The organism is Streptomyces sp. NPDC090106, assembly GCF_044747265.1.
In the GTDB taxonomy this organism is placed as follows: domain Bacteria; phylum Actinomycetota; class Actinomycetes; order Streptomycetales; family Streptomycetaceae; genus Streptomyces.
Window position 1 is genome coordinate 189,836 of sequence record NZ_JBIVDS010000003.1, and the last position, 25,763, is coordinate 215,598.

Genomic DNA, 25,763 nt, shown 5'->3' on the forward strand with positions numbered 1-25,763 from the left:
GGGGCGCCCCGCCCGCCCCCCCCCGGTAAACGCCCCCCCCCCCCCCCCCGGCGCCGGGCCCCCCCCCCCCCCCGGGGGCCCCCCCCCCCCCCCGGGGGGGGGGGGGGCCCCACGCCTGTCCGGGATCAGGACGAGGAGTGGTAGAACACGGCGGTACGGGCGAGCTTCACCGGCGAGGCGTAGCCGGAACCCCAACCGCTCCAGGTCGCGCCGTTCTTGGTGGTCTTGTGCCGCGCCTTGTACGACCCGCCCGTCACGGTCTTGAGCTCGTTGTGCCGCAGATTCGCGTCGGGGTGGTACTGCCACTCGTGTTCGGCGACACCGGCGACGGCGGAGGTCTCGGAGACGATCTCGTCGTCGTAGGACCCGATCGTGGTCCAGTCGGTGCCCATGGCGGAGTTGGGCATGGTGGAGCCGAGCGCCTTGATGAAGGAACTGCCCGGCTTCATGTCCTTGCACTGCCGCAGGTTGGTGACAGTGGCGCAGAAGGTGCCCCAGCCGGTGCCGCCGTGCGGGCTGCCGAGCGTGACGACGTCCTCGACGTAGAGGCGCGGCGGGAAGCCCGAGGCGCCCCTGGCGGTGTAGTACAGCGCGGCGCGGACGACGAGCCCGCCCATGGAATGGGCGACGACGTCGACCTTCACGTTGTTCTTGGAGTAGCTGTAGACGTAGTTGGCGAACGCCTTGGCCACCTCCTTCAGCGGGGTCTTCTGGCTCCCGGGGAAGTTCTTCGAGCAGTTGGCCTGCCCCTTGTAGTAGCCGAAGGTCAGCAGTGACCCCTTCCATCCGCTGCCGGTGTTCTTGAAGCCGGAGATGGCTTTGGAGAAGTAGCCCTTGCAGGAGTCGTGCTTCCCCTCGGGGGCGAAGCCGTGCACGAAGATGACGCGTGACTGGTTGGAGTTCGTCCGCGAGGGTGCCGCGCTTGCAGGCGTGGCGGCGAGGCCCGTGAGCACGGCCGCCATGAGCGTGGCGAGGAAGAGAACGATTCGTCGGCGTGGTCCGGGCATGCGTGTCCCCCAGAGGTGAGATCGGATGTGAAGTGGAAGTGCGCAACTGCACCGCTGATGAGCTGAGGTGGCTGCTCAGGCGCTGAACGGACCTGCTGCTGACGGGTAGTTGGTGCGGCCCATCCGCTCCGCTGTGAAGACTAGGTGCGTGCGCCGGAGGAGGGCATGTCACACGAACGTGTGACACCACGTCCGCGCCGTCACACATGTACGGCTCTTGTTCGGATTCGGTCCCGCCGCCTTCGTCTCGCAGGGGGCCGCCGGTAACTTGAGCCCCCGTGGCCGGGGCCGGGTCCGCTTCCATCGGGTGGCGGACGCCCCGGCGACGTACGGGGGAGACATGAGAAGTGCGTTATCGCATCCTGCCCTCACGGGCCTTGAGGAGCCGGATCCCGCAGGCCGCGTTCCCTCCCGGGGCCCCGCGCAGCTTCAGCTACGGCGCAGGGTCGCGCGCCTCGTCGCCGCGCTGAGGGCGACCAGCGCCGCGGGTGCGGCCGTTGTGGCCGTGGTGGGCCTCGCACCGCCGGCCCGCGCGGGATGGGTGAGCGTGGCGGTCGCCGTACTGCTGCTGTGGAGCTGTCTGTTCACCGCCTTGATGCTCCGGCCGCGGCCCTCCTCCTGGCTCTGCGTCGGGGATGTCGTGGTCGTCGCTGTGCTCTGCCTCGCCCAGGGGCGGCTCGCACCGGCCCAGGTCCTGGAGGCGAGCGCGGGCAGCGGATGGGTCGACATGGTCGCCGGAACCGGTGTCTTCATCGCGCAGTTCATGCTGCGCCAGCCCCTGGCCATGACCGCCGCCGTGGTCATCGCGACCGCTCATGCCGTGGGCGGCGGCCTGCGCGAGGCCTCGGTGATCCTGGTCCTTCAGGGCCTGCTGGCCGCCGTGGTGATCGCCCTGCTGCGGCGTGGAGCGTACGGCGCGGACCTCGCCCTGTCCGAGGAGGCGTCCCTGCGCGCGTCGCTGCGGGCGCGGTCCGCCGCCCGTACCGACGAGCTGTATCAGCAGCGGCTGTTGCACGACACCGTGCTCGCCACGCTCACGATGGTGGGCACCGGCAGCATCCCCCGGGCCTCCGCCGCGCTGCCGCGACGGGCCGCCGCCGACCTGGCCGTCATAGCGGAGGTTCAGGCGGATCCCCGGGCTCCGGGTGCCGGGGCGGTCGGGCCCGCGTCGCTGGACGACGCCCTGCGTACCGTCGTCGGGGCGCACCACGGTACCGGCGGGGCGCTGCGTGTCGCGTGCGACGTCCCGCCGTTGGAGCTGCGGCGGGACGTGGTGGAAGCGTTCGCCGGTGCCGTCTCCGAGGCCCTCGCCAACGTTGCCCGGCACGCCGGCACCCGCGCCGCGCGGGTCCGGGCGAGCCGGCTGGGGCCGGGCGTCGCCGTCGAAGTCACCGACAGCGGAGTCGGGTTCGACCCCGAAGCCGTTCCCGCGCACCACCGCGGTCTCAGGGAGTCGGTACACGGCCGGATGGGAGCCGTGGGCGGCAGCGCCCGGGTGGTGTCGTCGACCGGCCGGGGCACCCGCGTCGAACTGCGGTGGCAGCCGTGACGGTCGAGGGCGTGGTCGTCGCCCGCTTCGCCACGGCCGTCAATGTCGGGCTGGTCGCGATCGTCGGCGTCTGGCACCTGGGCCTCGACGCCGTGGTGGTGCTGCGAGGGTGGACCGCCTACGAGCCGCAAGTCGTCGCCGGGGGAGCCTGGTTGATCCTCGCCGTCATCCAGGCCGTCGGTTCCGTCCTCCTGCTGCGGGGCGGACTCCACGCCCCCGTAGCCCGGTCGCTGGCCGCCGCCGCACTGGTCACCGGCATCCTGGCCATGGCCGCGTACCCGCCGGGCGGCGGGCTCACCGAGGTGAGCTGGGCGGCGAACACCGTGGGCTGGTTCGGTGTACTGCTGCTGTTGCGCCGTCCGCTGCGCGAACTGATCGTGCTCCTGTGCGCCAACACCGCCGCCACGGTGGGATTCCTGGCCGCCGACGGCGCTCTCGACCAGGTCACCGTCTCCCGGCTGCTGGCCACCACGTACACCACCGCAGGCATCCAGCTGACCTTCGCCTACCTGGCGCGACAGCTCAATGAAGGCGCCGGGGAAGCCGCCGCGATCGCGGCGGAACGTGCCGAGCGGCTGGCCCGGGTCGCCGCGCACGAGACGGTGCACGCGGAGCGGCAGCGCCGCTACGAATACCTGCGCACCCGGGTGGAACCGCTGCTGCGCGGACTGGCACTGCGCCAACTGGACCCGGAGGACGCCTCGGTGCGCAGAAGCGCGGCTGTCGAGGCGGCCCGTCTGCGCAGGCTGTTCGTGGAGACGGACGCCACCCCGCATCCGCTCCTGGACGAACTGCGGGCCTGTGCCGCGGTCGCCGAGGAACGGGGCGTGCATGTGACGCTGCTCTGCTACGGCGGGGTGCCCGATCTGCCGGCGCCCGTCCGCCGTGAACTGGCGGAGGGTCCGCTCCTGGTCATGGCGGGCGCCGCGACCCGGGCGCGGGTGACCGTCGTGGCGACGCCGGACGACGTCGTGGTGAGCGTGCTCGCCGACGCCCGGCTGGAGAGGCCGGTCCAGCCGTCCGGCGCGCTCACTGAATCCGCCGTGATCGACCAGGAGGAGAAGCTGTGGTGGGAGACCCGATGGCCGCTACGACCGGCCCGGTGACCGTCGCCGTCATCGACGACCACCCCGTCGTGATCGAAGGCGTCAGGACCTGGCTCGCCGAGGAGCCCCGCATCCGCGTCGGCCACACCGGCGACTCCGCGGACGTGCCGCCCGGCATCGCGGACGTCCTCATCCTCGACCTGAACCTGCACGGCACGCTCGCGCTTCCCCGGGTCGCCGAACTGGCCGAGGCGGGTCAACGGGTCATCGCCTTCTCGCAGTTCACCGACCAGCGGATGGTCCTCGACACCCTGGAGGCGGGCGCCTGCGAGTTCGTCGCGAAGAACGAGGGACGGGACCACCTGATGAACACCGTCCTCGCCGCGGCGGGGGACAGGCCCTACGTCACACCCACCGCGGCAGGGGTCCTCGCCGGTGACGTCACCGGGAGCAGACCCAAACTGTCCACGCAGGAACGCACCGCCCTGCTGTGGTGGTTCCAGTCCATGTCGAAATCCTCGGTCGCCCGGCGCATGGGCGTGTCCGTGCACACCGTGGACGTGTACATCCGCCGTGCGAGGGTCAAGTACGCGCAGGTCGGCAGGTCCGCCCCGACGAAGGCGGACATGCTCGCGCGGGCGATCGAGGACGGCTTGATCAGGCCCGACGAGATCACCGGCTACTCACCGACCGGACCGACGGTGTGACACCCGCTCCGCCCTGCGTCTGACCCTCACGCCCCCGCTTGCAGGCGCAGCCCCGCCAGGGTCAGTTCCAGGGCGGAGCGGAACTGGTCGATGTCGTCGTGGCCGTCGAACTCGTCGACGATCTGGTGCACGAAGGGGAACTCCTGGGGGTCGAGCGCCCGCCAGTCGTCGGCGACGGCGTGGAGATACTCGTCCCGGTCCACGGCGCCGTCGATCATCTCCTGCGTCGGTTCCTGCCCCAGGTCGACGGCGGAGCCGACGACGACGCCCACGATCGCGGACACGGCGTGGAAGCGCTGGGCCGCGGTGAGATCCAGGCGCAGGGTCTCCCGGCCGAGCCTCTCGTACAGGCCCAGGGTGTTGGTCTGGATGCTCGTGTTGCGCATGAAGTAGGAGCTCAGCCAGGGGCGCCGCACGATCGCGTCGAACAGCGTGACGGCCATGACGCGCAGATCGTCGATCGGGTCGTCGCTGCCGGGGAGCTTCTCGACGTCGGCCAGGACGGGGGCCATGGCATGGTCGGCGGCCCGGTCGAGCAGTTCGTCCTTGTTGGCGACGTACCAGTAGATGCTGGCGACGCCGCCACCGAGGCGCTGGGCGAGAGCCCGGAAGGTCAGGGCCTGGGCCCCCGCCTCGTCGAGCAGGGCCACTGCCTCGGCGAGCACGGACTCCATGGAGTGCGAAGCCCGTCGGCGTCCCCCGCCGGAGCGGTTCTGCTGGCGTGTCACGGCTTGATCCCTTCGCGTCTTGCACCGTATCGAACGTTGTTCTATCGTACCGTATCGAACCGTGTTCGATAACCGTACGTCGTTCGATTGGAGTACTGCCATGTCCACCGCGACCCTGCACACCCCCGTACGCACCTACCCGTCCCTACGGGCGGCCTGGATCCCCCTCGCCGCCCTCTGCCTGGCCTTTTTCGTCGAGATGGTCGACAACACCCTGCTGTCGATCGCCCTGCCCACGATCGGCCGCGACCTCGGCAGCGGTACGACCGCCCTGCAATGGGTCACCGGCGCCTACTCACTCACCTTCGGCGGGCTGCTCCTGACCGCCGGATCCATGGCCGACCGGCTGGGCCGCCGCCGCGTCCTGCTCATCGGGCTCGCCGTGTTCGGCTCGATCAGCCTGTGCGTCGTCCTGGTCAGCACCGCGGGCCAGCTCATCGCCCTGCGAGCCGCACTCGGCATAGCCGCCGCGGCGATGGCCCCGATCACGAACTCCCTGGTCTTCCGCCTCTTCGACGACCAGGCCCTGCGCATGCGGGCCATGACCGTGATGATCGTCGTCGGCATGTCCGGATTCGTCCTCGGCCCGCTGCTCGGCGGCACCGCCCTCGCCCACGTCCGCTGGGAGTGGCTGCTCGTGGTGAACGCCCCCATCGCCGTGATCGCCTGCATCGGCGTCCGGCTCGGCGTTCCGGCCGACCGGCCCGAAGACCTCACCAAGGACTCCCTCGACCTGCCCGGGGCCGTCCTCTCCGTCCTCGCCATCGGACTGGCCTGCTACGCGCTGACCAGCGGCGTCGAGCACGGATGGCTCTCCGCCATCACCCTCGCGTCGATCGTCGGCGCCCTCGCGGCAGCGTTCGCCTTCGTCCGCCACGAGCGCCGCAGCAAGGCCCCCATGCTCGACCTGAAGCTCTTCTCCCACGGCACGGTCCGCGGCGCCGCCCTCGCGCAGATCGGCACGTCCATCGCCATGGCCAGCGTGATGTTCGGGCTGATCCTCCACTTTCAGTACGCCTACGGGTGGAGCCCGGTCCGGGCCGGCCTGGCGAACCTGCCGATCATCGTCACGATGCTGACCGCCACGCCCCTGTCCGAGTGGCTCGCACGCCGCTTCGGCCACCGCGTCGCCTGTCTGGTGGGCGCCGCCTGCCTGGCCGGGTCGCTCGCGGGCCTCTCCTGGGCCGTCGGCCACGGGTACGTCGCCATCGCCGTCTGCATGGTCGTCATGACCATCGGTCTGCGCACCGTGATGACCATCTGCGCCGTCGCCCTCGTCGAGGCGATGCCGAGCAACCGCACCTCCATCGGCGCCGCCCTCAACGACACCGCCCAGGAGGTCGGCTCCAGCGTCGGCACCGCCGTCGTCGGCACCCTGATCGCCGCCCTCGTCACCACCCAGCTCCCCGCCGGGACCTGGAGCGGCGACTTGGTCGCGTCCTTCTTCCACGGCGAGAGCGTCACCTACGCCCTGCTCGCCGTCCTCGTGGGGCTGATCGCCGCGGGCGGCGCGCTGAGCCTCACCGATTCCCGCACCGTCGAGGAGCACCCGGCAGAGGAGGCCGCATGAGTCGCGCACCGCGCACGCGACGTGCTTGACACCACCACATGAGACCGACCGCCACCTCCTGCGAGGTAGCGGTCGGTCTCATGTCACGCCTGCTCCGGGCAGGCTCCGCCGGAAGGCGCCCTCTAGCGGACCTCGGCCAGCGACTCCCGCGCCTTCGCCGCCACGTTCTCGGCGGTGAAGCCGTACTCCTGGAAGAGCGCCGCCCCGTCCGCCGAGGCGCCGAAGTGCTCCAGGGAGACGATGCGGCCCGCGTCCCCGACGTACTTGTGCCAGGTCAGACCGATGCCTGCCTCGACCGCGACACGGGCCCGCACCGACGGCGGGAGAACGCTGTCGCGGTACGCCTGGTCCTGCTCCTCGAACCACTCCACCGACGGCATCGACACCACACGGGTCGCGATCCCCTCCGCCTCCAGCAACTCCCGGGCGGCGACGGCCAGGTGGACCTCGGAGCCGGTGGCGACGAGAACGACGTCCGGAGTGCTCCGCGAGGACTCGGCACGGACGTAACCGCCGCGTGCCGTCGCCGGGTCGGGCGCGTACGTGGGCAGGCCCTGCCGGCTGAGGACGAGGCCGTGCGGGGCGCCCTCGCCGTAGACCTTCGTGTGGCGCTTGAGGATCTCGCGCCAGGCGATGGCCGTCTCGTTGGCGTCGGCGGGCCGGACGACGTTCAGACCCGGGATGGCGCGCAGCGACGCGAGGTGTTCCACCGGCTGGTGGGTGGGGCCGTCCTCGCCGAGCCCGATGGAGTCATGTGTCCACACGTACGTCACCGGCAGGTGCATCAGCGCCGACATCCGCACGGCGTTGCGCATGTAGTCGGAGAACACGAGGAACGTGCCGCCGTAGACACGGGTGTTGCCGTGCAGGGCGATGCCGTTCATCTCGGCGGCCATCGCGAACTCGCGGATACCGAAGTGCACCGTACGGCCGTAAGGGTCCGCCTCGGGCAGGGGGTTGCCGCTCGGCAGGAACGAACTGCCGCTGTCGATCGTGGTGTTGTTGGAGCCCGCGAGGTCGGCGGAGCCGCCCCACAGTTCGGGCACGACCGCGCCGAGCGCCTGGAGGACCTTGCCGGACGCGGCACGCGTGGCCAGGGAGGTGCCGGGTTCGAAGACGGGGACCGTCGACTCCCAGCCGTCGGGCAGCCCGCCCGCGGCGATACGGTCGAACTCGGCCGCGCGGGCCGGGTGTTCGGTCCGCCATACGGCGATCTGCTTGTCCCAGGCGGCACGCGCCAGGGCCGCGCGCTCGATGGCGCCGCGCGTGTGCTCGATGACCTCGTCGGAGACCTCGAAGGACTGCTCGGGGTCGAAGCCCAGGACCCGCTTGGTGGCCGCGATCTCTTCATCCCCGAGGGCCGAGCCGTGGGCGGCCTCGGTGTTCTGGGCGTTCGGGGCGGGCCAGGCGATGATCGTGCGCAGGGCGATGAAGGACGGCTTGTCCGTCACCAGCTTCGCGGCCTCGATCGCCGCGTGCAGGGCGTGGACGTCGATGTCGCCGTCGGCAGCGGGCTCGACGCGCTGGACGTGCCAGCCGTAGGCCTCGTACCGCTTGACGGTGTCCTCGGAGACGGCCGTCTCGGTGTCGCCCTCGATCGAGATGTGGTTGTCGTCCCACAGCAGGATCAGGTTGCCGAGCTTCTGATGGCCGGCCATCGAGGACGCCTCCGCCGAGATGCCCTCCTGGAGGCAGCCGTCTCCCGCGATCACGTACACGAAGTGGTCGAAGGGAGACTCGCCCTGGGAGGTCTCCGGGTCGAACAGGCCGCGCTCGTAACGGGCGGCCATGGCCATGCCCACCGCGTTCGCGACACCCTGCCCCAGCGGACCGGTGGTGGTCTCCACACCCGCCGTGTGGCCGTACTCCGGGTGGCCCGGTGTCTTCGAACCCGACGTGCGGAATGCCTTCAGGTCGTCGAGCTCCAGGCCGAAGCCGGCCAGGTAGAGCTGCGTGTAGAGGGTCAGGGACGAGTGGCCTGCGGACAGCACGAACCGGTCGCGCCCGGCCCACTCGGGGTCGGCGGGGTCGTGGCGCATCACCTTCTGGAAGAGGGTGTACGCGGCGGGCGCGAGGCTCATCGCCGTACCGGGATGGCCGTTCCCGACCTTCTGTACGGCATCGGCGGCCAGGACGCGGGCGGTGTCCACGGCCCGCTGGTCCCACTCGGTCCAGTGCAGGGCAGGCAGGTCGGAAGGCATGGGCGGATCTCCAGGGAGGGCGTCGGAAGGGCGCAGAAGGGGGCCCGTACCGCCAATAGGGGGAGGCGGTACGGGCCGGTTCAGGGGGAGGGGAGGCGAAGCGCTCGGGTCAGCGCTTGATCTCCTTGATCTTCAGCATGCGCGTGATGACCTTGTCCAGCTCGTCGTCCTCGAAGACCTTCTTCCAGTCGTCGCGGACGATCGACTCACGGCCGTAGTCCATGGCGATCAGGCAGGCGTCGGAGAACGGGTTGGAGCCCTTGAGGGTGTTGGCGAGGGCGACCTGGGTGTGGCCGAGCAGCATGGCGCGGGCGGCCTTCTCCGGGACGCCGACCGTGTGCACGGTCTCGTGCAGGGCCTCGGTGAGCAGGGCGCCGACCATGCAGGCGATGGTCTCGACGAGGGTCGGCTCCAGGACGGCGAGCTGCTTGACGGTGACCCAGTGGACGTCGACGACCGGCGCGTACATCACGCGGATGACGGAGTCGGCGAGCTTCTGCTTGATCTCGTCGCCGCCCTCGTACGCGGCCACGACCTCCTGCGGGGCGGCGATGCCACCGAAGGTGTCCTGCCACTCCTCCTTGGTGGTGCGCTCCAGGAAGACCGACGGGTGGCAGGGGTGGGCGCAGGCGTAGTGGATGTCCTCGCGCTCGAAGAGCAGACCGGCGTAGGCGGCGGCCGGGTCGAGGGTGAGGACGACCGTGCCGGGCTTCATCAGCGGGACGAGCTCCGCGGAGACCTTGCCGAGGACGACGTCCGGGACGGCGAGGATGACCACGTCGGCCTCGGCCGCGGCGGTGGTGGAGTCGGTCAGCTCGCGGCCCAGGTCGCGGATCAGCTCCTGGCCCTTGGGGGAGGCCTCGCTGAAGAGCACCCGGAACTCGCTCTTGACCAGGTTGTTGGAGACGCGCTGGCCCATCTTGCCGGCGGCCCCGATGACGGCGACGGTCGTGGCGTCGGCCTGGGTCTGGATCTCGGTGGCCATTACTCGCTCCTCAGAAGGGTGTTGATGCTGTGCTGCGTCCACTGGTGTTCGAGCCGGGCGGTGACGTCGTAGCCCTCGTCCTGCCACGGGAGCCAGTGCTCCACGATCTGGTTGATCCGGCGGCCCGGGCGGGCCGCCGCGACGGCCGCGATCATGCCGTCGTAGTCCAGGAGGCCTTCGCCGAGCGGGATGCCGGCGTAGGTGAATCCGACCCAGCCGTCACGGCGGCTGAACGCGAAGTCCTTGACGTGGATGTTGACCACGTGGGCCGCGGTGGCGGTGACGACGTCCACCGGGCGTTCCAGCCGGGCGACGCTGTTGCCGGGGTCGAGGACGACACCGAGACGGTCGCTGTCGACCCCGCGTACGACAGCGACGAGGTCGTCGGTGGCGACCTGTTCGTAGGTCTCCAGACCGAGGGTCACCCCGGCGTCCTCGTACCGGGCCACGCTCTCCTTGAGGAGGGCGGTGGCCTCGGCCGGGTCCGGCTTGTGGTCGGGGACGTGGAGCATGGAACGGACCAGGCTCACGCCCAACTCGCCCGCCATGTCCAGGTACTTGGTGAGGTGCTCGGTGCGCACGCCGCGTGTGCCCAGTTCGAGTTCGAGGCCGAGGTCGTGCGCGGTGGCGCGGACGTCGGCCAACTGCGCCCTGTCGTAGGCCTCGATGGGTGCGTAGTCGCAGATCTGGAAGACCTGGCCGCCGAGTTCGGCGGTGTCCGTGAGCATCTCGGTGAGGGTCATCGGCCGCGGTGCGCGAGCGGAGTGCCGCCAGAAGTAGGCGTAGGTGCTGATGCCGTACGCCATCACGCCACCGCCACCGGGGTGCGCAGCTCGTCGAGGATGGCCTCGACGTTGGCCGGGTCGTGCGCGAAGCGGCCCAGGAAGAGGCCGCCGACACTGCCGCCGAGGCGGGTGAGCAGACCGGGGCCCGCGCTGCCGCCGTAGATCACGGTCGAACCGGTGTGCCGGGGCCGGGCGTCGAGCCAGGCCCGCAGGGCGGTGCAGACCGTGGCGATGTGCTCGGTGGACGCCGGTTCGGGCGCGCCGATGGCCCACTGCGGCTCGTAGGCGAGCACGACCGGGCCCTCCAGGCCGGCGAGCAGCCGCTCGACCTCGGCCACCGTGCGGTCGGCGGCCTCCCGCGCGGTGCCGTGGTCGCGTTCGCCGACGCAGAGCACGGGCGTGAGGCCGTTGCGCAGGGCGGCGGCCGTCTTGGCGGCTACGACCGTGTCGCCCTCGCCGTACAGGCGGCGGCGTTCGGCGTGGCCGACCTCGGCGTAGCGGCAGCCGATCTCCTTGAGGACCGGGCCGCCGACCTCGCCGGTGTAGGGGCCGCTGTCCTCGGTCGCGAGGTCCTGGGCGCCCACGGCGATGTCGTACGGGGCGAGGACGCCGGCCGTGGGGACGATCGTGGGGAACGCCGGGAGGACGAAGAGGCGGGCGGCGCCCGAGGTCACGGCCGGGTGCCGGTGGGCCAGGTCGGCGACCTTGCGGGCCCAGTTGAGGGTCTGGTGGTGGCCGAAGTACATCTTGAGGCTCACCCCCAGCAGGACGGGTGACGGGGCGGGGGAGACCATCAGACCGCCGCCTCGCCGTCGCCGGTCCGCTCGTAGTCCGCCATCAGCTGGACCTTGGCGGCGGACGCCGAGGTCTCGTCGAAGCGGTAGGTGAGCCACTCGGCGGCCAGCCGGCGGGCCAGCTCCAGACCGACGACCCGCTGGCCGAAGGTGAGGACCTGGGCGTTGTTGGAGAGGACCGCGCGCTCCACGGAGAACGAGTCGTGGGCGGTGACGGCGCGGATGCCCTTGACCTTGTTGGCGGCGATGGCGACACCGAGGCCGGTGCCGCAGACCAGGAGGGCGCGGTCGGCCTCGCCGCGGGCGATCATCTCGGCGGCGGCGATGGCCACCTTCGGGTAGGCGGTGTGCCCGTCGGCGTCGACACCCACGTCGGTGACCTCGGCCACGAGCGCGTTGCCCAGCAGATCCTGCTTGAGGGCTTCCTTGTACTGGTAGCCGGCGTCGTCGGAGCCGACGACGATACGGAGCTTGTCGGTCATGGTGGGGGGTCCTCAGTGGTTGTCGGTGAGCACGCCGTGGACGGCGCGGGTGATCAGTGCGAGCGAGTGGGCGCCGGCGTCCGGCGTGCCGAGGGACTTCTCGGCGTGCGGGCGGGCGCGTCCCTTGCGGGGCAGCAGGTCGGCGGTGGCGACGGCGGCCTCCTCGGCGGCCGTCGCGGCGCGGTCCCAGGCGGCGGTGAGCGGCGATCCGTCGGCCACGGCGGCGGCGAGGGTGTCGGCGAACGGGACGAGGACGTCGACCATCGTCTTGTCGCCGACCTCGGCGCCGCCGAGCCGCATCACACCGTCCTTGGCACGTGTCACCCCTTCGGAGACACGGGCGGCGTCCGGCCTGACCTGGTCGCCGAGCGCGGTGCCGAGAGCGCGCAGGATGGTGCCCCACAGCGCGCCGGAGGTGCCTCCGGCCTTGTCGGCCCAGGCGTCCCCGGCCCGGGTCAGCAGGGTGCCCGCGCCCGCGCCGAGCGCGTGGGCGTCGGCGGCGGCCTGGCGGGCGGCGGTGGAGCCGCGCTGCATGCCGATGCCGTGGTCGCCGTCTCCGGCCACGGCGTCGATGCGGCCGAGTTCCTCGGCATGGGTGTCCACGGTCGCCGCGACGGCTTCCAGCGCGGCGAGGGCGACGGCGGCGGACTCCCGGGACTCCGCCGAGGAGGCCGGGACGGTCAGGTCGTCGACGGCTTCCTCGGCGGAGATCAGGGGGGCGGGCTCCTCGGGGGTGTCGAGGGCGCCCTTGCGGTAGGCGGGGGTGTCCGCCGACGCGCGCCACAGGCTCTCGAGTTCCTCGTCGAGCCAGGTCAGAGTCAGGGAGATGCCGGCCATGTCGAAGCTGGTGACGAGTTCGCCGACCTCCGGGTCGACGATCTCCACGCCCGCCTCGGTGAGCAGCCGGGACACCGTGCGGTAGACGACGAACAGCTCCTCGTACTTCACCGAGCCGAGCCCGTTGAGGATGACCGCCGCGCGGCTGCCCTCGGGCGAGGCGACGTCGGCCGGGAGTTCGGCGAGCAGGCTGGTGACGAGCAGGCGGGCGGCCTCGTCCGCGGTGGGCAGACCCTCCTCGCCGATGCCGGGCTCGCCGTGGATGCCGAGCCCCACGGCCATCCGCGCCTCGGGCACGGTGAACAGGGGATGGTCGGCGCCGGGCAGCGTGCAGCCGGAGAACGCGATGCCGAAGGAGCGGGTGCGGGCGTTGGCGTGCTCGGCGACGGCGAGCACCTCCTCCAGGTCGGCGCCCCGCTCCGCCGCGGCGGCTGCCGCCTTGAAGACCGGCAGGTCACCGGCTATGCCGCGCCGCTTGGCGGCTTCCTCGGGTCCGGCGCTGGAGATGTCGTCGGTGACGGCGAAGGTGCGCGCGGGCACGCCCTCGGAGGTCAGCCGCTCGGCGGCCTGGCCGAAGTGCAGCACGTCGCCGGCGTAGTTGCCGTACATCAGCAGGACACCGGCGCCGCCGTGCGCGGCGCGGGCCACGGAGCGGATCTGCTGGGCGGAGGGGGAGGCGAAGACGTTGCCGACGGCGGCACCGTGGGCGAGGCCGCGGCCGACCAGGCCGGAGAAGGCCGGGTAGTGGCCCGAGCCGCCGCCGATGACCACGGCGACCTGTCCGGCCGGGGTGGCGCCGGCGCGGACGACGCCTCCGGTGACCGGTCGCACCCAGCGGCGGTGCGCCGCGGCGAAGCCCTCCAGGGCCTCGTCGGCGAAGGCCGTGGGGTCGTTGAACAGGCGGGTCATCGGGCGGCCTCCGTGATCGGGTGATCGGCTTCGGTGGCCGGCTCCTCGGCGCGGGTGCGGGACGAGAGCCAGGCCATCAGGACTGCGGACAGCAGCATGAAGAAGCCGACGAGGTAGAGCGGTACGTAGTAGGCGCCGGTCCAGTCCTTCAGCCAGCCGGTGATGTAGCTGGACGCGAAGCCCGCGACGTTGCCCGCGGTGTTGATGAGGGCGATACCGGCCGCGGCGGCGGCACCGGTGAGGAAGCGGGAGGGGACCGACCAGAAGACGGGCAGCGCGGCGAAGATCGAGCAGGCGGTCACGGTGATGACGGCCACGGTCGCGGCGGGCGAGCCCATGTACAGGGCGAGCGGGATGGAGAGGCCGCCGACGACGGCCGGTCCGGCCACGTGCCAGGTGCGGGTGCCGTGCTTGGTGGCGTGCCGGGTCCAGAAGAAGAGCACGATCGCGGCGGGCAGGTACGGGATCGCGGTGATCCACGCCTTGTCCATGACGCTGAACGTGGTGTCGTACTGCTCCTGGAAGCCGTTGATGATCGTCGGCAGGAAGAAGGCGAGGGCGTACAGGCCGTAGACGAAGCCGAAGTAGACGAGGGCCAGCGTCCAGACGCGGCTGCTGCCGAAGGCCGCCTTGAGGTCGCCCTTGGCGTGCTTGGTCTCGTGGCCGGTCTTCTGGGCGTTCTCGGCGGCCAGTTCGTCGGTCAGCCAGTCGCGCTCGGTGGGGGTGAGCCACTTGGCGTCCGCCGGCTTGTCGCTCAGGTAGAACCAGGCGACGACACCGAGCACGATCGCGGGCAGCGACACGAAGAGGAACATCACCCGCCAGCCCTCGAGACCGAACAGTCCGTGGTGGCCGATGAGCCAGCCCGCGAGCGGGGCGCCGAGGACCGTGGTCAGCGGCTGGGCCAGGTAGAACAGGCCGAGGATCTTGGTGCGGTGCCGGGAGGGCACCCACTGGCTGAGGAACAGGATCGCGCCGGGGAAGAAGCCGGCTTCGGCGATACCGAGCAGGAAGCGCAGGGTGTACAGCTCCGTGCTGCTGCTGACCCAGGTGAACAGGAGCGAGACGATGCCCCAGGTCACCATGATCCGGGCCAGCCAGCGGCGCGCGCCGAACCGGTGCAGGGCCATGTTGCTGGGGACTTCCAGCACGATGTAGCCGAGGAAGAAGATCCCGGAGGCGAAGCCGAACTGGGCGGCGGTGAGGGCGAGGTCGCTCCCCATGCCGTTGGGCTCCGCGAACGAGACGGCGGTCCGGTCGAGGTAGTTGACGAAGAACATCAACGCCACGAACGGGACGAGGCGGACTGAGACCTTCTTGATGGCAGTTCTCTCGACTGCCGTGGTGGGCACTGTGGCACCCATGGGCGACTCCTCGGCTCGCCCGGACAACGACGTCCGGGGTGGGTCACGCCGGCGGCACGCAGCGGACGCGTCCGGCCGGGTCGTTCCTCACGCTATGCCTCCCGTTCAAATTGGTCACCAATTTACCAGTGTGGCGACCATCATAGACCCGATGCTGTCCGAACTCTTGACAAACCCGGCCCTTCGGATCGGTGAACCAGCTGGTCAGCGCAGTACCGGAGGGATCTGGTTGACTGGTGACCGTGACCAGTCAGCCTGATCAGCAGTCCCCGGCACCGGATCTCGCGCAGCTTCTGCGCCCGGTCGTGCGCGAGTCCTCCGTGAGCGAGGTCGCCAAGCGCCTCCTCGATCACCTCTCGGCCGGCGACATACGCCCCGGCACCCGGCTGCCGGCCGAACGGCAGCTGGCCGAGGCGCTCGGCGTCGCCCGTTCCAGTGTGCGCGGGGCGCTGTCGGCACTGGATGTCCTGGGCATCATCGAGATCCGCCCCGGCTCGGGCTCCTACGTCCGTGAGGGCACCTCCGAGTTCCTGCCCCGGGCGATCAACTGGGGACTGATGCTCGGCCAGCGCCGTACCCAGGACCTGGTCGAGGTGCGCACCCATATGGAAGGTGTCTCCGCCCGCCTGGCCGCCGAGCGCGCCACCGACGCGGACGTCGCCCTCCTGGAGGGACATCTGAGTCACATGCGGGAGGCCGGTGACGACGTCCAGGCCTTCATCGACGCGGACATCGCCTTCCACCTGGAGTGCGCCCGCATCGCCCGCAACTCCGTCCTGAGTGACATCCTGCACAGCATCCGCGCCCTGCTCCAGGTGTGGATGGAACGTGTGAGCGACCTGGAGGACACGGTCAGCGGCACCCTCTGCGAGCACGACGCCGTCCTCCAGGCCATCCGTGCCCGTGACCCGGAGGCCGCGGACCGCGCGATGGCCGAACACATGCGGATGGCGAGCGCGCGTCTGCGGACGTCCATGGAGCACTGAGCGCAAGAAGGGTGCCGTCGCCCACGACGGCACCCTGTGCGCGCACGTGTCGCGGCGCCGTGCGCAGAGGTCAGAGCCAGGCGGTCGCCAGCCAGGCCGTCACGGACGCGGTCACGACGAGACCGGCGTTGAGCGCGACCTGGCGGTCCCCGAGGCGCAGGTGGACCGCTGTCGCGGCGAGCTGCAGGACGACGAAGCCGAGGGCCGCGACGAGCGCCAGCCAGGGGGCGACACCGCTCAGGGGCGGAAGGACCAGCCCGAGCGCGCCGAGCACCTCGACGGCCCCGATCCCCCTGACGGCGGACAGGGGCATGCTGTCGACCCAGGCCATCATCGGCCGGAGCTGCTCGCGGCTGCGGACCAGCTTCAGCCCGCCGCCGTAGAGGTAGAAGAGGGCGAGCAGGCCGGCGACGATCCAGTAGGCGACGTCCATCGAATTCCTTCAGGGTGCGGGTGAGGGGAGGAGCGCGGGTATGTGCTGATTCCACGGTCCGGGCGCCGCGCTGTCCAAGACCTCTTCCGCGAGATCGATACCGGATGGGTATCGTCGCTGCATGGAGCTACGGACGCTGCGCTATTTCGTGGCCGTCGCCGAGGAACTGCACTTCGGCCGGGCCGCCGCCCGGCTGCACATGAGCCAGCCGCCGCTGAGCCGGGCGATCAAGCGGCTGGAGGCGGAAGCGGGCGCCGCCCTGTTCGTACGGTCCTCCGCCGGCGTCTCGCTCACCCCGGTGGGGGAGGTGCTGCTGGAGGAAGCCCGGGCCCTGCTCGACCGGGCCGACCGGTTGCGCGGACGCGTGGCCGCGGCTGTACGCGACACGTTTCTCACCGTCGGTCTCCTCGGCGACAGCGCCGACCCTGTCGTGCGCCGACTGGCCGAGGACTTCCGTCTGCGTCACCCGCACGTCGAGGTCCGCATCCGCGAGGCCGGCTTGGCGGACCCCACCTGCGGACTCCACGCCGGGCTGGTCGACATCGCCCTGACCCGAGCGCCCTTCGACCGAACGGGCCTGAGCGTGCGGGAGTTGGGTGCCGATCGGGTGGGTGCGCTGCTGCGCGCGGACGATCCTCTGGCCGGTCGTCCCGCCCTGTGTCTCGCCGATCTGGCCGAGCGGCGCTGGTTCGTCTTCCCCGACGGCACCGACCCCGTCTGGGGCGCGTACTGGAGCGGAGGGGAACCGCGTGAGGGCCCGGTCGTGCGCGTGGTCCAGGAGTGCCGCCAAGCCGTCCTCTGGAACGGCACCGTCGGGATGACGCTGCTGGACCACGATCCGGGGGAGGGACTCGTCGTCGTGCCGTTGTCCGACATGGAGCCGAGCCGCTCGGTCGTGGCCTGGCGCGAGGGCGACGCGAATCCGCTGGTCAGGTCGTTCGCATCGGTCGCCGCTGCCGCAGCCGGTCGTAGAGGGCCGCGAAGGCGGTCGCGGTGAGGGGAAAGGTCAGGGCCGCGGCGGTGAGGACGCCGATGATGACGGGTGCGAGGATCCCGGCGTAGTACGCGGCGAAGAAGTTGCCCGTCGCCTGTTCGAGGAAGCCGCGCGTCAACGGCCGCAGCGGCAGGGCGAGTTGTGTCACGAGTCGGATGGCCGCGGCGGTGACCGCGGCGAGCGGCAGCGCGACGGCGAGGACGCGGATCGCTCCCGTGCGTGTCCTCGTCGTCAGCGTCCACGAATGACGCAGCGCCTGGCCGGGACGCAGCCCGGAGGCCGCGGCGGCGGGCGCGAGAGCGAGTGCGAGCCGGAGCAGCACGGCCATGGACACGGCGGCCACGGGGGAGGACGAGACGAGCACGTAGGGCCATGTCCCGCGGGCCAGGGGCAGGGGGGTGTCAAGGGTGTTGCTGGTCAGGCGAGTTGTCAGTTCGTAGGAGAGCACGGGCAGGGACCACACGATCAGGCCGCGCAGCACGTACACGGAGAGGATCGGTACCAGTCGTGCGCGCGGCGAAGGAGCTGACAGGGCTTCCCTCGGCGGCTGTTGGGACCCTGCGGTGGCGACCGCACGGGAGCAGACGTTCTGAAGGACCGCGCTGCCCACTCCGAGCAGCAGCAGATAGAGGGGCAGCGTCCACAGGCCGACCAGCCCCAGACCGGAGCTGTCGTGCGTGTAGGGGTCCTCCAACTGGTGGTAGCGGATGCGCTCGTTGCGCATGTGCGTGAAGAGCGGCCAGGAGAGGGCGAAGACCGTGACGGTCGTGAGGAACCAGGCCAGCGCGGCCAGACCGACGACGCGTGCGGTCGCGGCGGTGAGCGTGCCCCGGTTGCGCAGCAGGACGGCCAACGTGTCTGCCGTGACCCCGCGTTCGGAGATCGTGGCCGTCGTCGGCTGAGCGGTGTCGTGGTGCGGTGGGGGCATGGACGAGCCTTCTGAGCGGACGGGTGCGTTCCCGTGAGGACGTCGGGGGTGCCTCGTACGGTTCTGCGCTGGTCCGCCGGGGGCAGGTGTCTGGTGGTGGGCGCCTTGTGGTGGGCGGCTTGTGGTGTCCGGTGGGTCAGTCCCCGGCCGGGCGCGCGCGCAGGCCGTCGATGATGAGGTCCAGGAGGCGGGCGGCGCGTGCCTCGGCGTCCTCGCGCGGGGGGATGCGCCACAGGACGCTGAGCTGAAGAAGCACGTCCTCCGCGTCGAGGCCGGACTTGAGGTCGCCCGAGGCGGTTCCGGCGTCGAGAAGGGCCGTGATGGCGCCGAGGAACGGCTCGTAGTTCTTGTCGTCCAGTCCGCCGTTGGTCGCCGCGTGGATGACCTCGGACATGCCGTACTTGAGTTTCCCGTAGCGGGCCACCACCTCGAACCACCGGCGCACGGCGTCCAGGGGAGGGAGATCGGCGGCCAGGGTGTGCGCCAGGTCGATGACCTTCTGGATCTCCTGGTGGTACAGCTCCACGATCAGCGCCTCGCGGGTCGGGAAGTGCCGGTACAGCGTTCCGACCCCCACCCCCGCCTGTCTGGCGATCGCCGTCATGGAGGCGTTCGAGGACGCGGCGAAGGCCTCGGCGGCGACATCGAGGATGCGGGCCCGGTTGCTGAGCGCGTCGGTGCGCTTGGCGCGTGCGGGTGGAGCGGGCGGTGTCATGGCAGGTCCCAGTGTCCGGTTGTAAAGCGGAAGGGCTTCCGTTACGTTCCTCGGGAGAGGTTCCGGAAGGGCTTCCGCTTAATTTTGGCACACATCTTGGAGGACGGTCATGACAGAGACGGTTCTGGTCACCGGAGGAACCGGGTACGTCGGCGGATGGTGCGTCGTCGAACTGCTGAGGGGCGGCTACCAGGTCCGCACGACCGTGCGGGACCACAGCAAAGAGCAGGCGGTGCTCGACGCCGTGGCCACCCAGGTGGACGTGGACGGGCGCCTTGAGTTCGTGATCGCCGACCTGACCGCGGACGCGGGCTGGGACGCCGCCGTCAAGGACGTCGACCACGTCCTCCACGTCGCCTCGCCGATGGGCGGCACGGACGCCGTCGATCCCGAGGCCCTCATCGCCACCGCACGCGACGGCGCGCTGCGTGTGCTTCGGGCCGCCACGGCGGCGGGAGTGCGGCGCGTGGTCCTGACCTCCGCCGCCAACACCGCCAGCCCCTCCTCCTACGCCGAGGAGGGTGTCACCGACGAGACGCTGTGGACCGACCCCGACGACCCGACGCTGATCCCCTACCGCCGCTCCAAGACCCTCGCCGAGCTCGCGGCCTGGGACCACATGGCCTCGTACGACGGTCCCACGGAGCTCACCACGATCCTGCCCGGCGCCGTCTTCGGCCCGATCCTCGCCACCGGCACCCTCGGGTCGGTCGGCATCGTCCAGCGGATGCTCACCGGCGCGATGAGCGGGGTTCCCCGTATCGGCCTGGAGATCGTCGACGTCCGCGACCTCGCCGACATCCACGTCCGTGCCATGACCTCCCCGAAGGCGGCGGGCGAACGCTTCCTCGCCACCGGCGAGTTCACCTGGATGCGGGACATGGCCCACGCGCTCAAGGAGGACCTGGGCGAGGACGGCCGACAGGTGTCCACCGAGCAGATCCCCGACGACGTGGTCCGCGGCATTCCCGCGATGAGCGAGATCGCCCCGGCCCTCGGACGCCGCAACCGGCACAGCACGGCCAAGGCGGAGGCCCTGCTGGGCCGGCGCCCGCGCCCGGCCCGCGAGAGCGTCGTCGACTGCGCACGCAGCTTGATCGCGCACGGGGCCGTGTAGGGGCGGAGCGCCGCCGCGAGAGACGTGGCCTGCCCCACGTGCTCCCCGAGGCACCTCACCGTCGTATCCACGTGCGAACGCACGGACCGGCGAACGCACGGACCGGCGAATCCACGGACTGGCGAACCAACAGACCCGCGAACCAACAGACCCGCGAACCGACGGACCCACGAACCAACAGACCGGCGGACCCACGGACCCGCGAACCCACGGACAGGGGAAGGCCCCGATGAACGTACTTCTGCTCGGCGCCACCGGCATGGTCGGCCACGGGATGCTCCATGCCTGTATCGCCGACCCGGGTGTCGACTCCGTCACGGTCGTGGCCCGCCGCACACCCGCTCTGACCCACCCCAAGGTCCGTGTGCTGATCCATCAGGACTTCACCGACCTCACCCCGCTCCGTGAGGAGTTGAAGGGGATCGACACCTGCCACTACGCGATCGGCACCGCGTCCGCGGGTGTCACGGAAGCGGACTACACCCGCGTGACCCGCGACTACGCGCTCGCGGCGGCGCGCGCCCTGCTGGACGCGGGCGCCGACCCCACCTTCGTCTACGTCTCCGGCCGCAGCGCCGACAGCAGCGAGCGGACCTCCGTGATGTGGGCGCGCGTCAAGGGCGCGGCCGAGAACGCGCTGCGGGCACTTCCGATGCGCACACACATTCTCCGCCCGGGATACATCCGTCCTCTCCACGGGGCCCGCGCGTCCTCGTCAGGAGCGCAGGCCTTCTACACGGTGACCGGCCCGCTCTTCCCTCTGCTGCGCCGGATGTTCCCCGACTGGGCCACGTCGACCGAGGCCATCGGCCGTGCGGCCATCGCCCTCAGCCGCCCCGGGAACACGTACCCGGCCATCGTGACGAGCCGTGACATCAACAGGCTCGCCGGCATGTGATCCGACCTGGCCGACCGCGGGTTCGGGGCGAAGTGCGCGTCCGCGCGCTAGGTAGAGGGCACGCAGGCCGACGACCGTTCTGGCGAACTGGTCAGCCACGTCTCGAGGCCCCCGTGCCTGATGCCTGATGCCCGATGCTCGATGCTCGATGCCCGACCGAAGAGTGTCCGGCACCGCTGCGGATGACGCCGCCAGAGGCGTCTCGCCGTCGATCGCCCAGGTCTCCGTCACGGGCACGACGATCTCACGGACGGATCCAGGAGTCCGACGCCCGACACCGGCTCGGTGATGCCGCCGAACCGTCTGCTTCCCGTCCCGGGACAGGTGTGACCCAGCAGGCCAGGGACATGTCTGTCCCGACATCGCTGAAGCAGCCGGGATCTGGTTGTGGAACGGGTCTGAGCTGCACAAACTCATCTCACCGACCCCCTGGCTCGCCTTCGACGGCGAGTGCGGTGTGCCGGTTCGTGTGGCCGCTCGGGCCGACTCCTCCCCCTTGAAAGGGACTTCCGCATGACTTCCGTACGCATCCTCCTGCCCGCTCTCGCGGCAGCAGCCGTGACCGTGCTGGGCGCGGCACCCGTCACTCCCGTCTCCGCCGCATCCGCCCTCGTTGCCCAGGCGGCGGACGCGGAGACGTACCGCAACGTCCACACCGGTCTGTGCATGGACGACAGCGACGGCGGCGGCCTGCGGGGCTGGGAATGCAACCGGCTCAACCACCAGAAGTGGGTGGTCACCCGGCACGCCGACGGCACCCGGCAGCTCTCGAACATGTCCACCGGCAGGTGTCTCGACGACAGCCCCGCCGGTCTGCGCACCTGGCCGTGCAACGGACTCGACTTCCAGAAGTGGACGGTCGAGAAGCTCACCGAGAGCCGCATCCAGTTCAAGAACGTGAAGACCGGGGCGTGCGCCGCCGACCCGGGCGAGAACAAGCGCCTGGTGGCCCTGCCGTGCGTGACCAACTCGGCGAACCAGCAGTGGAAGTAGAGGAGTTCGTCGCGCCTCCGCCCTCGATCCCTCACCCGGTGACCGCACCCCGCGTGTCCCGAATCGCCCGATCATCAAGGAGCACCACCTTGTCCCTCCGCCCCAGCACACCGCGCAGGATGCTGCCCGCCCTCGCCCTCACCTGCCTGACGGCGCCGGCCCTCGCCCTCACCCTGGCGCTCCCGGCCCACGCCGCGACACCGACCGCCTCGACCGCCTCGACGGTGAGCGTCGCCCGGGCCGACGCCTCCTTCCCCACCTGGGGGACACGCTGGGTCGTGCACGCCACGTCGGACATCAACTCGCCGTCCGTCGGCATGATCAACCAGAATTCCGCCGGTCAGGACCGCATCACCGCCGACTACCAGGTCGACACCGGCCGCCGGGTGTGTGAGGGCAGCGCCTGCTCCACCTTCATGGCCCACATCACCGCACCCGTCACGGGCTTCCTGACCGTCGTCGCCGTGGACATCCCCGAGGACCGGCTCCCCGGCGTCCCCGTCCAGAACGAACCTCCCGGCGGCGGCTCCCAGACCGGCTCACGTCAGCGGACGCTGGAACGTGCCGCGACCTGGCTCACCGCCAACGGCGGTCGTCCCGTCCCCTACAGCCAGTCCGCGTACTGGCGGGACGGCTACCGGCAGGACTGCTCCGGCTACGCCTCCATGGCGCTCGGCCTGCCGACGCCCGGCACCAACACCGTAGGCCTGACCAACCGGAACATCACCCGACCCATCTCGATGGGCGAACTCCAGCCCGGTGACCTCGTCATCGACGCCATCGGCAACAGCAACACGCGGCACGTCGTCATCTTCGAACGGTGGACCGACGACGCCCACACCTCCTACCTGGCCTACGAGCAGCGCGGCGGCCCCGGCACGACGCACCGGACGCTGACCTACGGCCTGAACGCGGGCAGCGAGTACCGGGCCCACCGGCCCGTCCAGTACGGCGACTGACCCGTAGCCAGGTGGTGCGCTCGGTCCTCCCCGGGCTGAGCGCACCGCGCGGAACCGCCTCTGCCGTCCTCTCGACGGCGCCGGGAGGCCGCCTCTGCGGCATCGGGACGCCCGAACGGCACCGAGCCGCTCGTACGGCACCGAGCCGCTCCTACGGCCATGCGGGTGAACTGTGTGGCCGGTGAATCGACTCTGCAACCGGCCACCGCACCATCCCCGTTGCACCTCTCATGTCGCAATAAATACAGTCCTGACCTGCTGGGGCACCCCGTCCCAGCCCATGAAGCAGTCAACGGGAACCCTCGTTGCCGAACCTCAGGAGACGTCCGCCATGACGGACAGCGGACAGACCGACCGCCTTGCCGCCCAACGACAGCTGGGCGCGGCGCTGCGTTCCCTGCAGCACCGGTCGGGTCGCACGCTGCGGGATCTGGAGAAGCAGGTTCCCGTCAGCGATTCGTCACTGTCGCGCTACTTCCGTGGTGACGCCGTCGTGCCGTGGGCGGTGGTCGTCGAGATCTGCCGGGCGCTGGACGGCGATCCGAGCGAGTTCCGCGCCCTGTGGGAGACGGCTTCCGGGATGTCGCTGGAACGGCTCGCGGGCGGTGCGGCGCTGCCGCCCGCGCCGGAGGGCAGCGCGCCCTCTGCCGCCTCCGGCTCCCTCGGCCGACGCCTGACGTCGTCGATCAGGCACTCCCGCCTCCGGTCCAGGGGCGTCGCGGCAGTGATCGGCGCCGTGGCGGTGGCCGCGTGCCTGATCGTCTACGGGGCGCAGTACGCCACCGAGCTCATGAGCTCGGACGCGGGCAGGACCTCGTCGAGCAACGGTGCCGAGCGCACCGGCGCGGGCGAGCGGCGAGGCGTCTTCCACGAGGCGGAGAAGGCGCGGATCAACCAGGTGACGATCCGTGACGCCGTCGGGGCGCGCAGCGGCAAGGCGATCGCCCGCATGGACTACCGCGACAGCTTCGTCGAGTTCACCGTCGTCGCGGAGACGGCGGGCCCCCGGGCGATGCGGGTGCGGTACAGCAACGGCTCGCAGGACGATGCCGGCGGCCCGTCCTGCGCCTCGCACAGCCTGTCGGTCAACGGAGTCGTCGCGAACCCCGTCCACTACGCGTACACCGGCTGGGAGAACTGGCGGCAGACCGAACCGGTGACCGTCGCCCTCCAAGAGGGCCGCAACACGATCCGGTTCTCCAGAGGCGATCTCTTCACCGAGCTGGACGGCATCGAGCTCACCTAGCCGCCGCCCTCGCTGTTCCGTGCCTCCCGAGCCCTCACCCTGCCTTCGATCACCCATGCCCTGAACTCTCAGGCCAGGAGGGCCACATGCCCGCTCAGCGCATCATCCGTCGATGGAGTCGATGGACTCCATGGACTCCATGGGGGACAGCCCTCGCTCTTCTGACAGCAGCCCTCTGCCTCGCCCCGGGACACTCCGCGACCGCCATGGACGGCCGGCCCCGGGTCGTGCTCGACCACGACTTCGCGGACCCGGACATCGTCAAGGTCGGCGACGTCTATCACGCCTACGCCACCAGCGACGGCGACCGTCACATCCAGCACGCGACCTCCCGCGACCTGCGGCACTGGACCCTGGACGACAGTGACATGCTGCCCGCACCGGGCGCGTGGGCCGACTCCCGGGCCGAACTCGTCTGGGCCCCGGAGGTGTTCGACGCCGGCGGTACCACCGGCCCCGGCTTCACGATGCTGTACACCGCCCGTGACCGGGCCGGTGGCCGCCAGTGCGTCGGCGTGGCCCGTGCCGCATCACCCGACGGTCCCTTCCTCCCGGTCGGCGACGCTCCGCTGATCTGTCCGTCGGCGACGGGCGGCGCCATCGACGCCTCCACGTACACCGAGAGCGGGCAGCGCTACCTGCTCTGGAAGAACGACGGCAACTGCTGCCACCTCGGCGCGGACACCTGGCTGCACCTCCAGCCCACCACCTGGGACGGCACACGTGTCACCGGAGATCCGATCCGGCTGGTCCGCCAGGACCGGTCCTGGGAAGGCGGGCTGGTCGAGGCCCCCACATTGGTCAAGCGCTCCGGGCACTACGTCCTCCTGTACTCCGCGAACGCCTACGACGGCGGCGCGTACGCGACCGGCTACGCCGTCTCCCGGAACCTGACCGGCCCCTACGTCAAGGCATCCCGCCCCCTCATGACGACGGACACCTTCTCCGACGCCGTACGGGGCCCCGGAGGACAGGACGTGGTCACAGGGCCCGACGGGCGTGACCGCATCCTCTTCCACGGCTGGAGCGACAGGGGCCGGGTGATGCACCTGGCCGATCTGGGCTGGGCCGACGGCCTTCCGGTGGTGCGCGGCAGCAAAGTGATCTACGAGGCGGAGACCGCGCACCTGCGCGACGCGCGCGTCCGCGAGGCCCCGGAAGCGTCCGACGGCAAGGCGGTCGGCCGCATCGACCACCCCGACAGCCACGTCGAGTTCAAGGTGTTCGCCGCGTCGGCAGGCAGCCACACCCTCTCCGTACGGTTCGCGAACGGCTCACTGGAAGCGGACGGTTCACCGGCGTCGGCGACGCACCGCCTGTCCGTCAACGGAACCGACACCGGGACCGTCGACTACCCCCACACCGCCTGGGACAACTGGCGGACGGCCGTCAGGAGCGTCACGCTGAACTCCGGCTGGAACAGCATCACCCTGTCCAAGGGAACCCTCTACGCCGAGCTCGATCTCATCGAGGTCGCCTGACAGCCCCGCACACCCCCGTACGGTCCCGGCCCGCGCCGTCCGCCGGGTG

Annotated in this window: 24 protein-coding genes; 12 read left to right on the forward strand and 12 right to left on the reverse strand. The window is 71.0% G+C overall.

The annotated features are described in order from the left end of the window. Positions 1–125 precede the first annotated feature (125 nt). Positions 126–1,007, reverse strand: a complete 882-nt coding sequence (locus ACIPSE_RS10790) for an esterase/lipase family protein (protein ID WP_401660238.1) — start codon at positions 1,005–1,007, stop codon at positions 126–128. 547 nt (positions 1,008–1,554) lie between these two features. Here ACIPSE_RS10790 and ACIPSE_RS10795 point away from each other — a divergent pair. From ACIPSE_RS10795 to ACIPSE_RS10805, 3 genes are read left to right on the forward strand one after another with little or no spacing between them, the layout of a single operon-like run. Then, positions 1,555–2,556: a sensor histidine kinase gene (locus ACIPSE_RS10795; RefSeq protein WP_401660241.1), complete on the forward strand. Its 1,002-nt coding sequence runs from the start codon at positions 1,555–1,557 to the stop codon at positions 2,554–2,556. Beyond that, positions 2,553–3,662, forward strand: coding sequence for a hypothetical protein (locus ACIPSE_RS10800; RefSeq protein WP_401660244.1), 1,110 nt, complete (start codon positions 2,553–2,555; stop codon positions 3,660–3,662). Before ACIPSE_RS10795 ends, ACIPSE_RS10800 begins: the two co-directional genes overlap by 4 nt. After that, entirely contained in the window at positions 3,638–4,309 is a 672-nt protein-coding gene (locus ACIPSE_RS10805) for a response regulator (RefSeq protein WP_401660246.1), read from the forward strand. Before ACIPSE_RS10800 ends, ACIPSE_RS10805 begins: the two co-directional genes overlap by 25 nt. 26 nt (positions 4,310–4,335) lie before the next feature. On the opposite strand, the gene ACIPSE_RS10810 is transcribed toward ACIPSE_RS10805, so the two are convergent. Then, positions 4,336–4,983 carry a TetR/AcrR family transcriptional regulator gene (locus ACIPSE_RS10810; RefSeq protein WP_401661706.1) on the reverse strand — a complete coding sequence of 216 codons (648 nt, stop codon included), beginning with the start codon at positions 4,981–4,983 and terminating at the stop codon, positions 4,336–4,338. A gap of 154 nt (positions 4,984–5,137) precedes the next feature. Between ACIPSE_RS10810 and ACIPSE_RS10815 the strand changes: the two genes are divergently transcribed. Continuing rightward, positions 5,138–6,607, forward strand: a complete 1,470-nt coding sequence (locus ACIPSE_RS10815; RefSeq protein WP_401660249.1) for an MFS transporter — start codon at positions 5,138–5,140, stop codon at positions 6,605–6,607. A gap of 122 nt (positions 6,608–6,729) precedes the next feature. Here the strand turns inward: ACIPSE_RS10815 and tkt are convergent, their stop codons facing one another. The 7 genes from tkt to ACIPSE_RS10850 all read right to left on the reverse strand — a co-directional run bounded on the left by tkt (position 6,730) and on the right by ACIPSE_RS10850 (position 14,964). Further along, positions 6,730–8,808 carry a transketolase gene (tkt, locus tag ACIPSE_RS10820; protein WP_401660252.1) on the reverse strand — a complete coding sequence of 693 codons (2,079 nt, stop codon included), beginning with the start codon at positions 8,806–8,808 and terminating at the stop codon, positions 6,730–6,732. A 109-nt stretch (positions 8,809–8,917) separates the two neighbouring features. Further along, positions 8,918–9,793, reverse strand: coding sequence for a phosphogluconate dehydrogenase C-terminal domain-containing protein (locus tag ACIPSE_RS10825; protein ID WP_401660255.1), 876 nt, complete (start codon positions 9,791–9,793; stop codon positions 8,918–8,920). After that, positions 9,793–10,599, reverse strand: a complete 807-nt coding sequence (locus tag ACIPSE_RS10830) for a sugar phosphate isomerase/epimerase family protein (RefSeq protein ID WP_401660257.1) — start codon at positions 10,597–10,599, stop codon at positions 9,793–9,795. Before ACIPSE_RS10830 ends, ACIPSE_RS10825 begins: the two co-directional genes overlap by 1 nt. After that, the gene (locus tag ACIPSE_RS10835) at positions 10,599–11,372 is read right to left on the reverse strand and encodes a triose-phosphate isomerase family protein (protein WP_401660260.1); all 774 of its coding nucleotides are present in this window, start codon (positions 11,370–11,372) and stop codon (positions 10,599–10,601) included. Before ACIPSE_RS10835 ends, ACIPSE_RS10830 begins: the two co-directional genes overlap by 1 nt. Beyond that, positions 11,372–11,854, reverse strand: a complete 483-nt coding sequence (locus tag ACIPSE_RS10840; RefSeq protein ID WP_401660262.1) for a ribose-5-phosphate isomerase — start codon at positions 11,852–11,854, stop codon at positions 11,372–11,374. Before ACIPSE_RS10840 ends, ACIPSE_RS10835 begins: the two co-directional genes overlap by 1 nt. Positions 11,855–11,866: 12 nt before the next feature. Next, complete coding sequence (locus ACIPSE_RS10845) at positions 11,867–13,600, reverse strand: dihydroxyacetone kinase family protein (protein WP_401660265.1); 1,734 nt, start codon at positions 13,598–13,600, stop codon at positions 11,867–11,869. After that, the gene (locus ACIPSE_RS10850) at positions 13,597–14,964 is read right to left on the reverse strand and encodes an MFS transporter (RefSeq protein WP_401660268.1); all 1,368 of its coding nucleotides are present in this window, start codon (positions 14,962–14,964) and stop codon (positions 13,597–13,599) included. Before ACIPSE_RS10850 ends, ACIPSE_RS10845 begins: the two co-directional genes overlap by 4 nt. Positions 14,965–15,200: 236 nt before the next feature. Here ACIPSE_RS10850 and ACIPSE_RS10855 point away from each other — a divergent pair, with 236 nt between their 5' ends. After that, positions 15,201–15,950 (forward strand): FadR/GntR family transcriptional regulator, encoded by a 750-nt coding sequence (locus tag ACIPSE_RS10855; protein WP_401660270.1) that lies wholly within the window; start codon positions 15,201–15,203, stop codon positions 15,948–15,950. A 70-nt stretch (positions 15,951–16,020) separates the two neighbouring features. Here the strand turns inward: ACIPSE_RS10855 and ACIPSE_RS10860 are convergent, their stop codons facing one another. Further along, the gene (locus ACIPSE_RS10860; RefSeq protein ID WP_401660273.1) at positions 16,021–16,383 is read right to left on the reverse strand and encodes a DoxX family protein; all 363 of its coding nucleotides are present in this window, start codon (positions 16,381–16,383) and stop codon (positions 16,021–16,023) included. Between the two features lie 121 nt (positions 16,384–16,504). Here ACIPSE_RS10860 and ACIPSE_RS10865 point away from each other — a divergent pair, with 121 nt between their 5' ends. Further along, the gene (locus ACIPSE_RS10865) at positions 16,505–17,380 is read left to right on the forward strand and encodes a LysR family transcriptional regulator (protein WP_401660276.1); all 876 of its coding nucleotides are present in this window, start codon (positions 16,505–16,507) and stop codon (positions 17,378–17,380) included. On the opposite strand, the gene ACIPSE_RS10870 is transcribed toward ACIPSE_RS10865, so the two are convergent. Continuing rightward, positions 17,313–18,305: a hypothetical protein gene (locus tag ACIPSE_RS10870; RefSeq protein ID WP_401660279.1), complete on the reverse strand. Its 993-nt coding sequence runs from the start codon at positions 18,303–18,305 to the stop codon at positions 17,313–17,315. The two genes, ACIPSE_RS10865 and ACIPSE_RS10870, sit on opposite strands and share 68 nt — an antisense overlap. Positions 18,306–18,441: 136 nt before the next feature. Further along, entirely contained in the window at positions 18,442–19,020 is a 579-nt protein-coding gene (locus tag ACIPSE_RS10875) for a TetR/AcrR family transcriptional regulator (RefSeq protein WP_401660282.1), read from the reverse strand. Positions 19,021–19,129: 109 nt separating this feature from the next. Here ACIPSE_RS10875 and ACIPSE_RS10880 point away from each other — a divergent pair, with 109 nt between their 5' ends. The 6 genes from ACIPSE_RS10880 to ACIPSE_RS10905 all read left to right on the forward strand — a co-directional run bounded on the left by ACIPSE_RS10880 (position 19,130) and on the right by ACIPSE_RS10905 (position 25,714). Next, positions 19,130–20,137, forward strand: a complete 1,008-nt coding sequence (locus ACIPSE_RS10880) for an NAD-dependent epimerase/dehydratase family protein (protein ID WP_401660285.1) — start codon at positions 19,130–19,132, stop codon at positions 20,135–20,137. 229 nt (positions 20,138–20,366) lie between these two features. Continuing rightward, positions 20,367–21,035, forward strand: coding sequence for an NAD-dependent epimerase/dehydratase family protein (locus ACIPSE_RS10885; RefSeq protein WP_401660287.1), 669 nt, complete (start codon positions 20,367–20,369; stop codon positions 21,033–21,035). A gap of 513 nt (positions 21,036–21,548) precedes the next feature. After that, the gene (locus ACIPSE_RS10890; protein ID WP_401660290.1) at positions 21,549–22,028 is read left to right on the forward strand and encodes an RICIN domain-containing protein; all 480 of its coding nucleotides are present in this window, start codon (positions 21,549–21,551) and stop codon (positions 22,026–22,028) included. An 89-nt stretch (positions 22,029–22,117) separates the two neighbouring features. Beyond that, positions 22,118–22,987, forward strand: coding sequence for a hypothetical protein (locus ACIPSE_RS10895; RefSeq protein ID WP_401660292.1), 870 nt, complete (start codon positions 22,118–22,120; stop codon positions 22,985–22,987). Between the two features lie 331 nt (positions 22,988–23,318). Next, positions 23,319–24,233, forward strand: coding sequence for a helix-turn-helix domain-containing protein (locus ACIPSE_RS10900; RefSeq protein ID WP_401660294.1), 915 nt, complete (start codon positions 23,319–23,321; stop codon positions 24,231–24,233). A gap of 206 nt (positions 24,234–24,439) precedes the next feature. Then, entirely contained in the window at positions 24,440–25,714 is a 1,275-nt protein-coding gene (locus ACIPSE_RS10905) for a family 43 glycosylhydrolase (protein ID WP_401660297.1), read from the forward strand. Positions 25,715–25,763 lie beyond the last annotated feature (49 nt).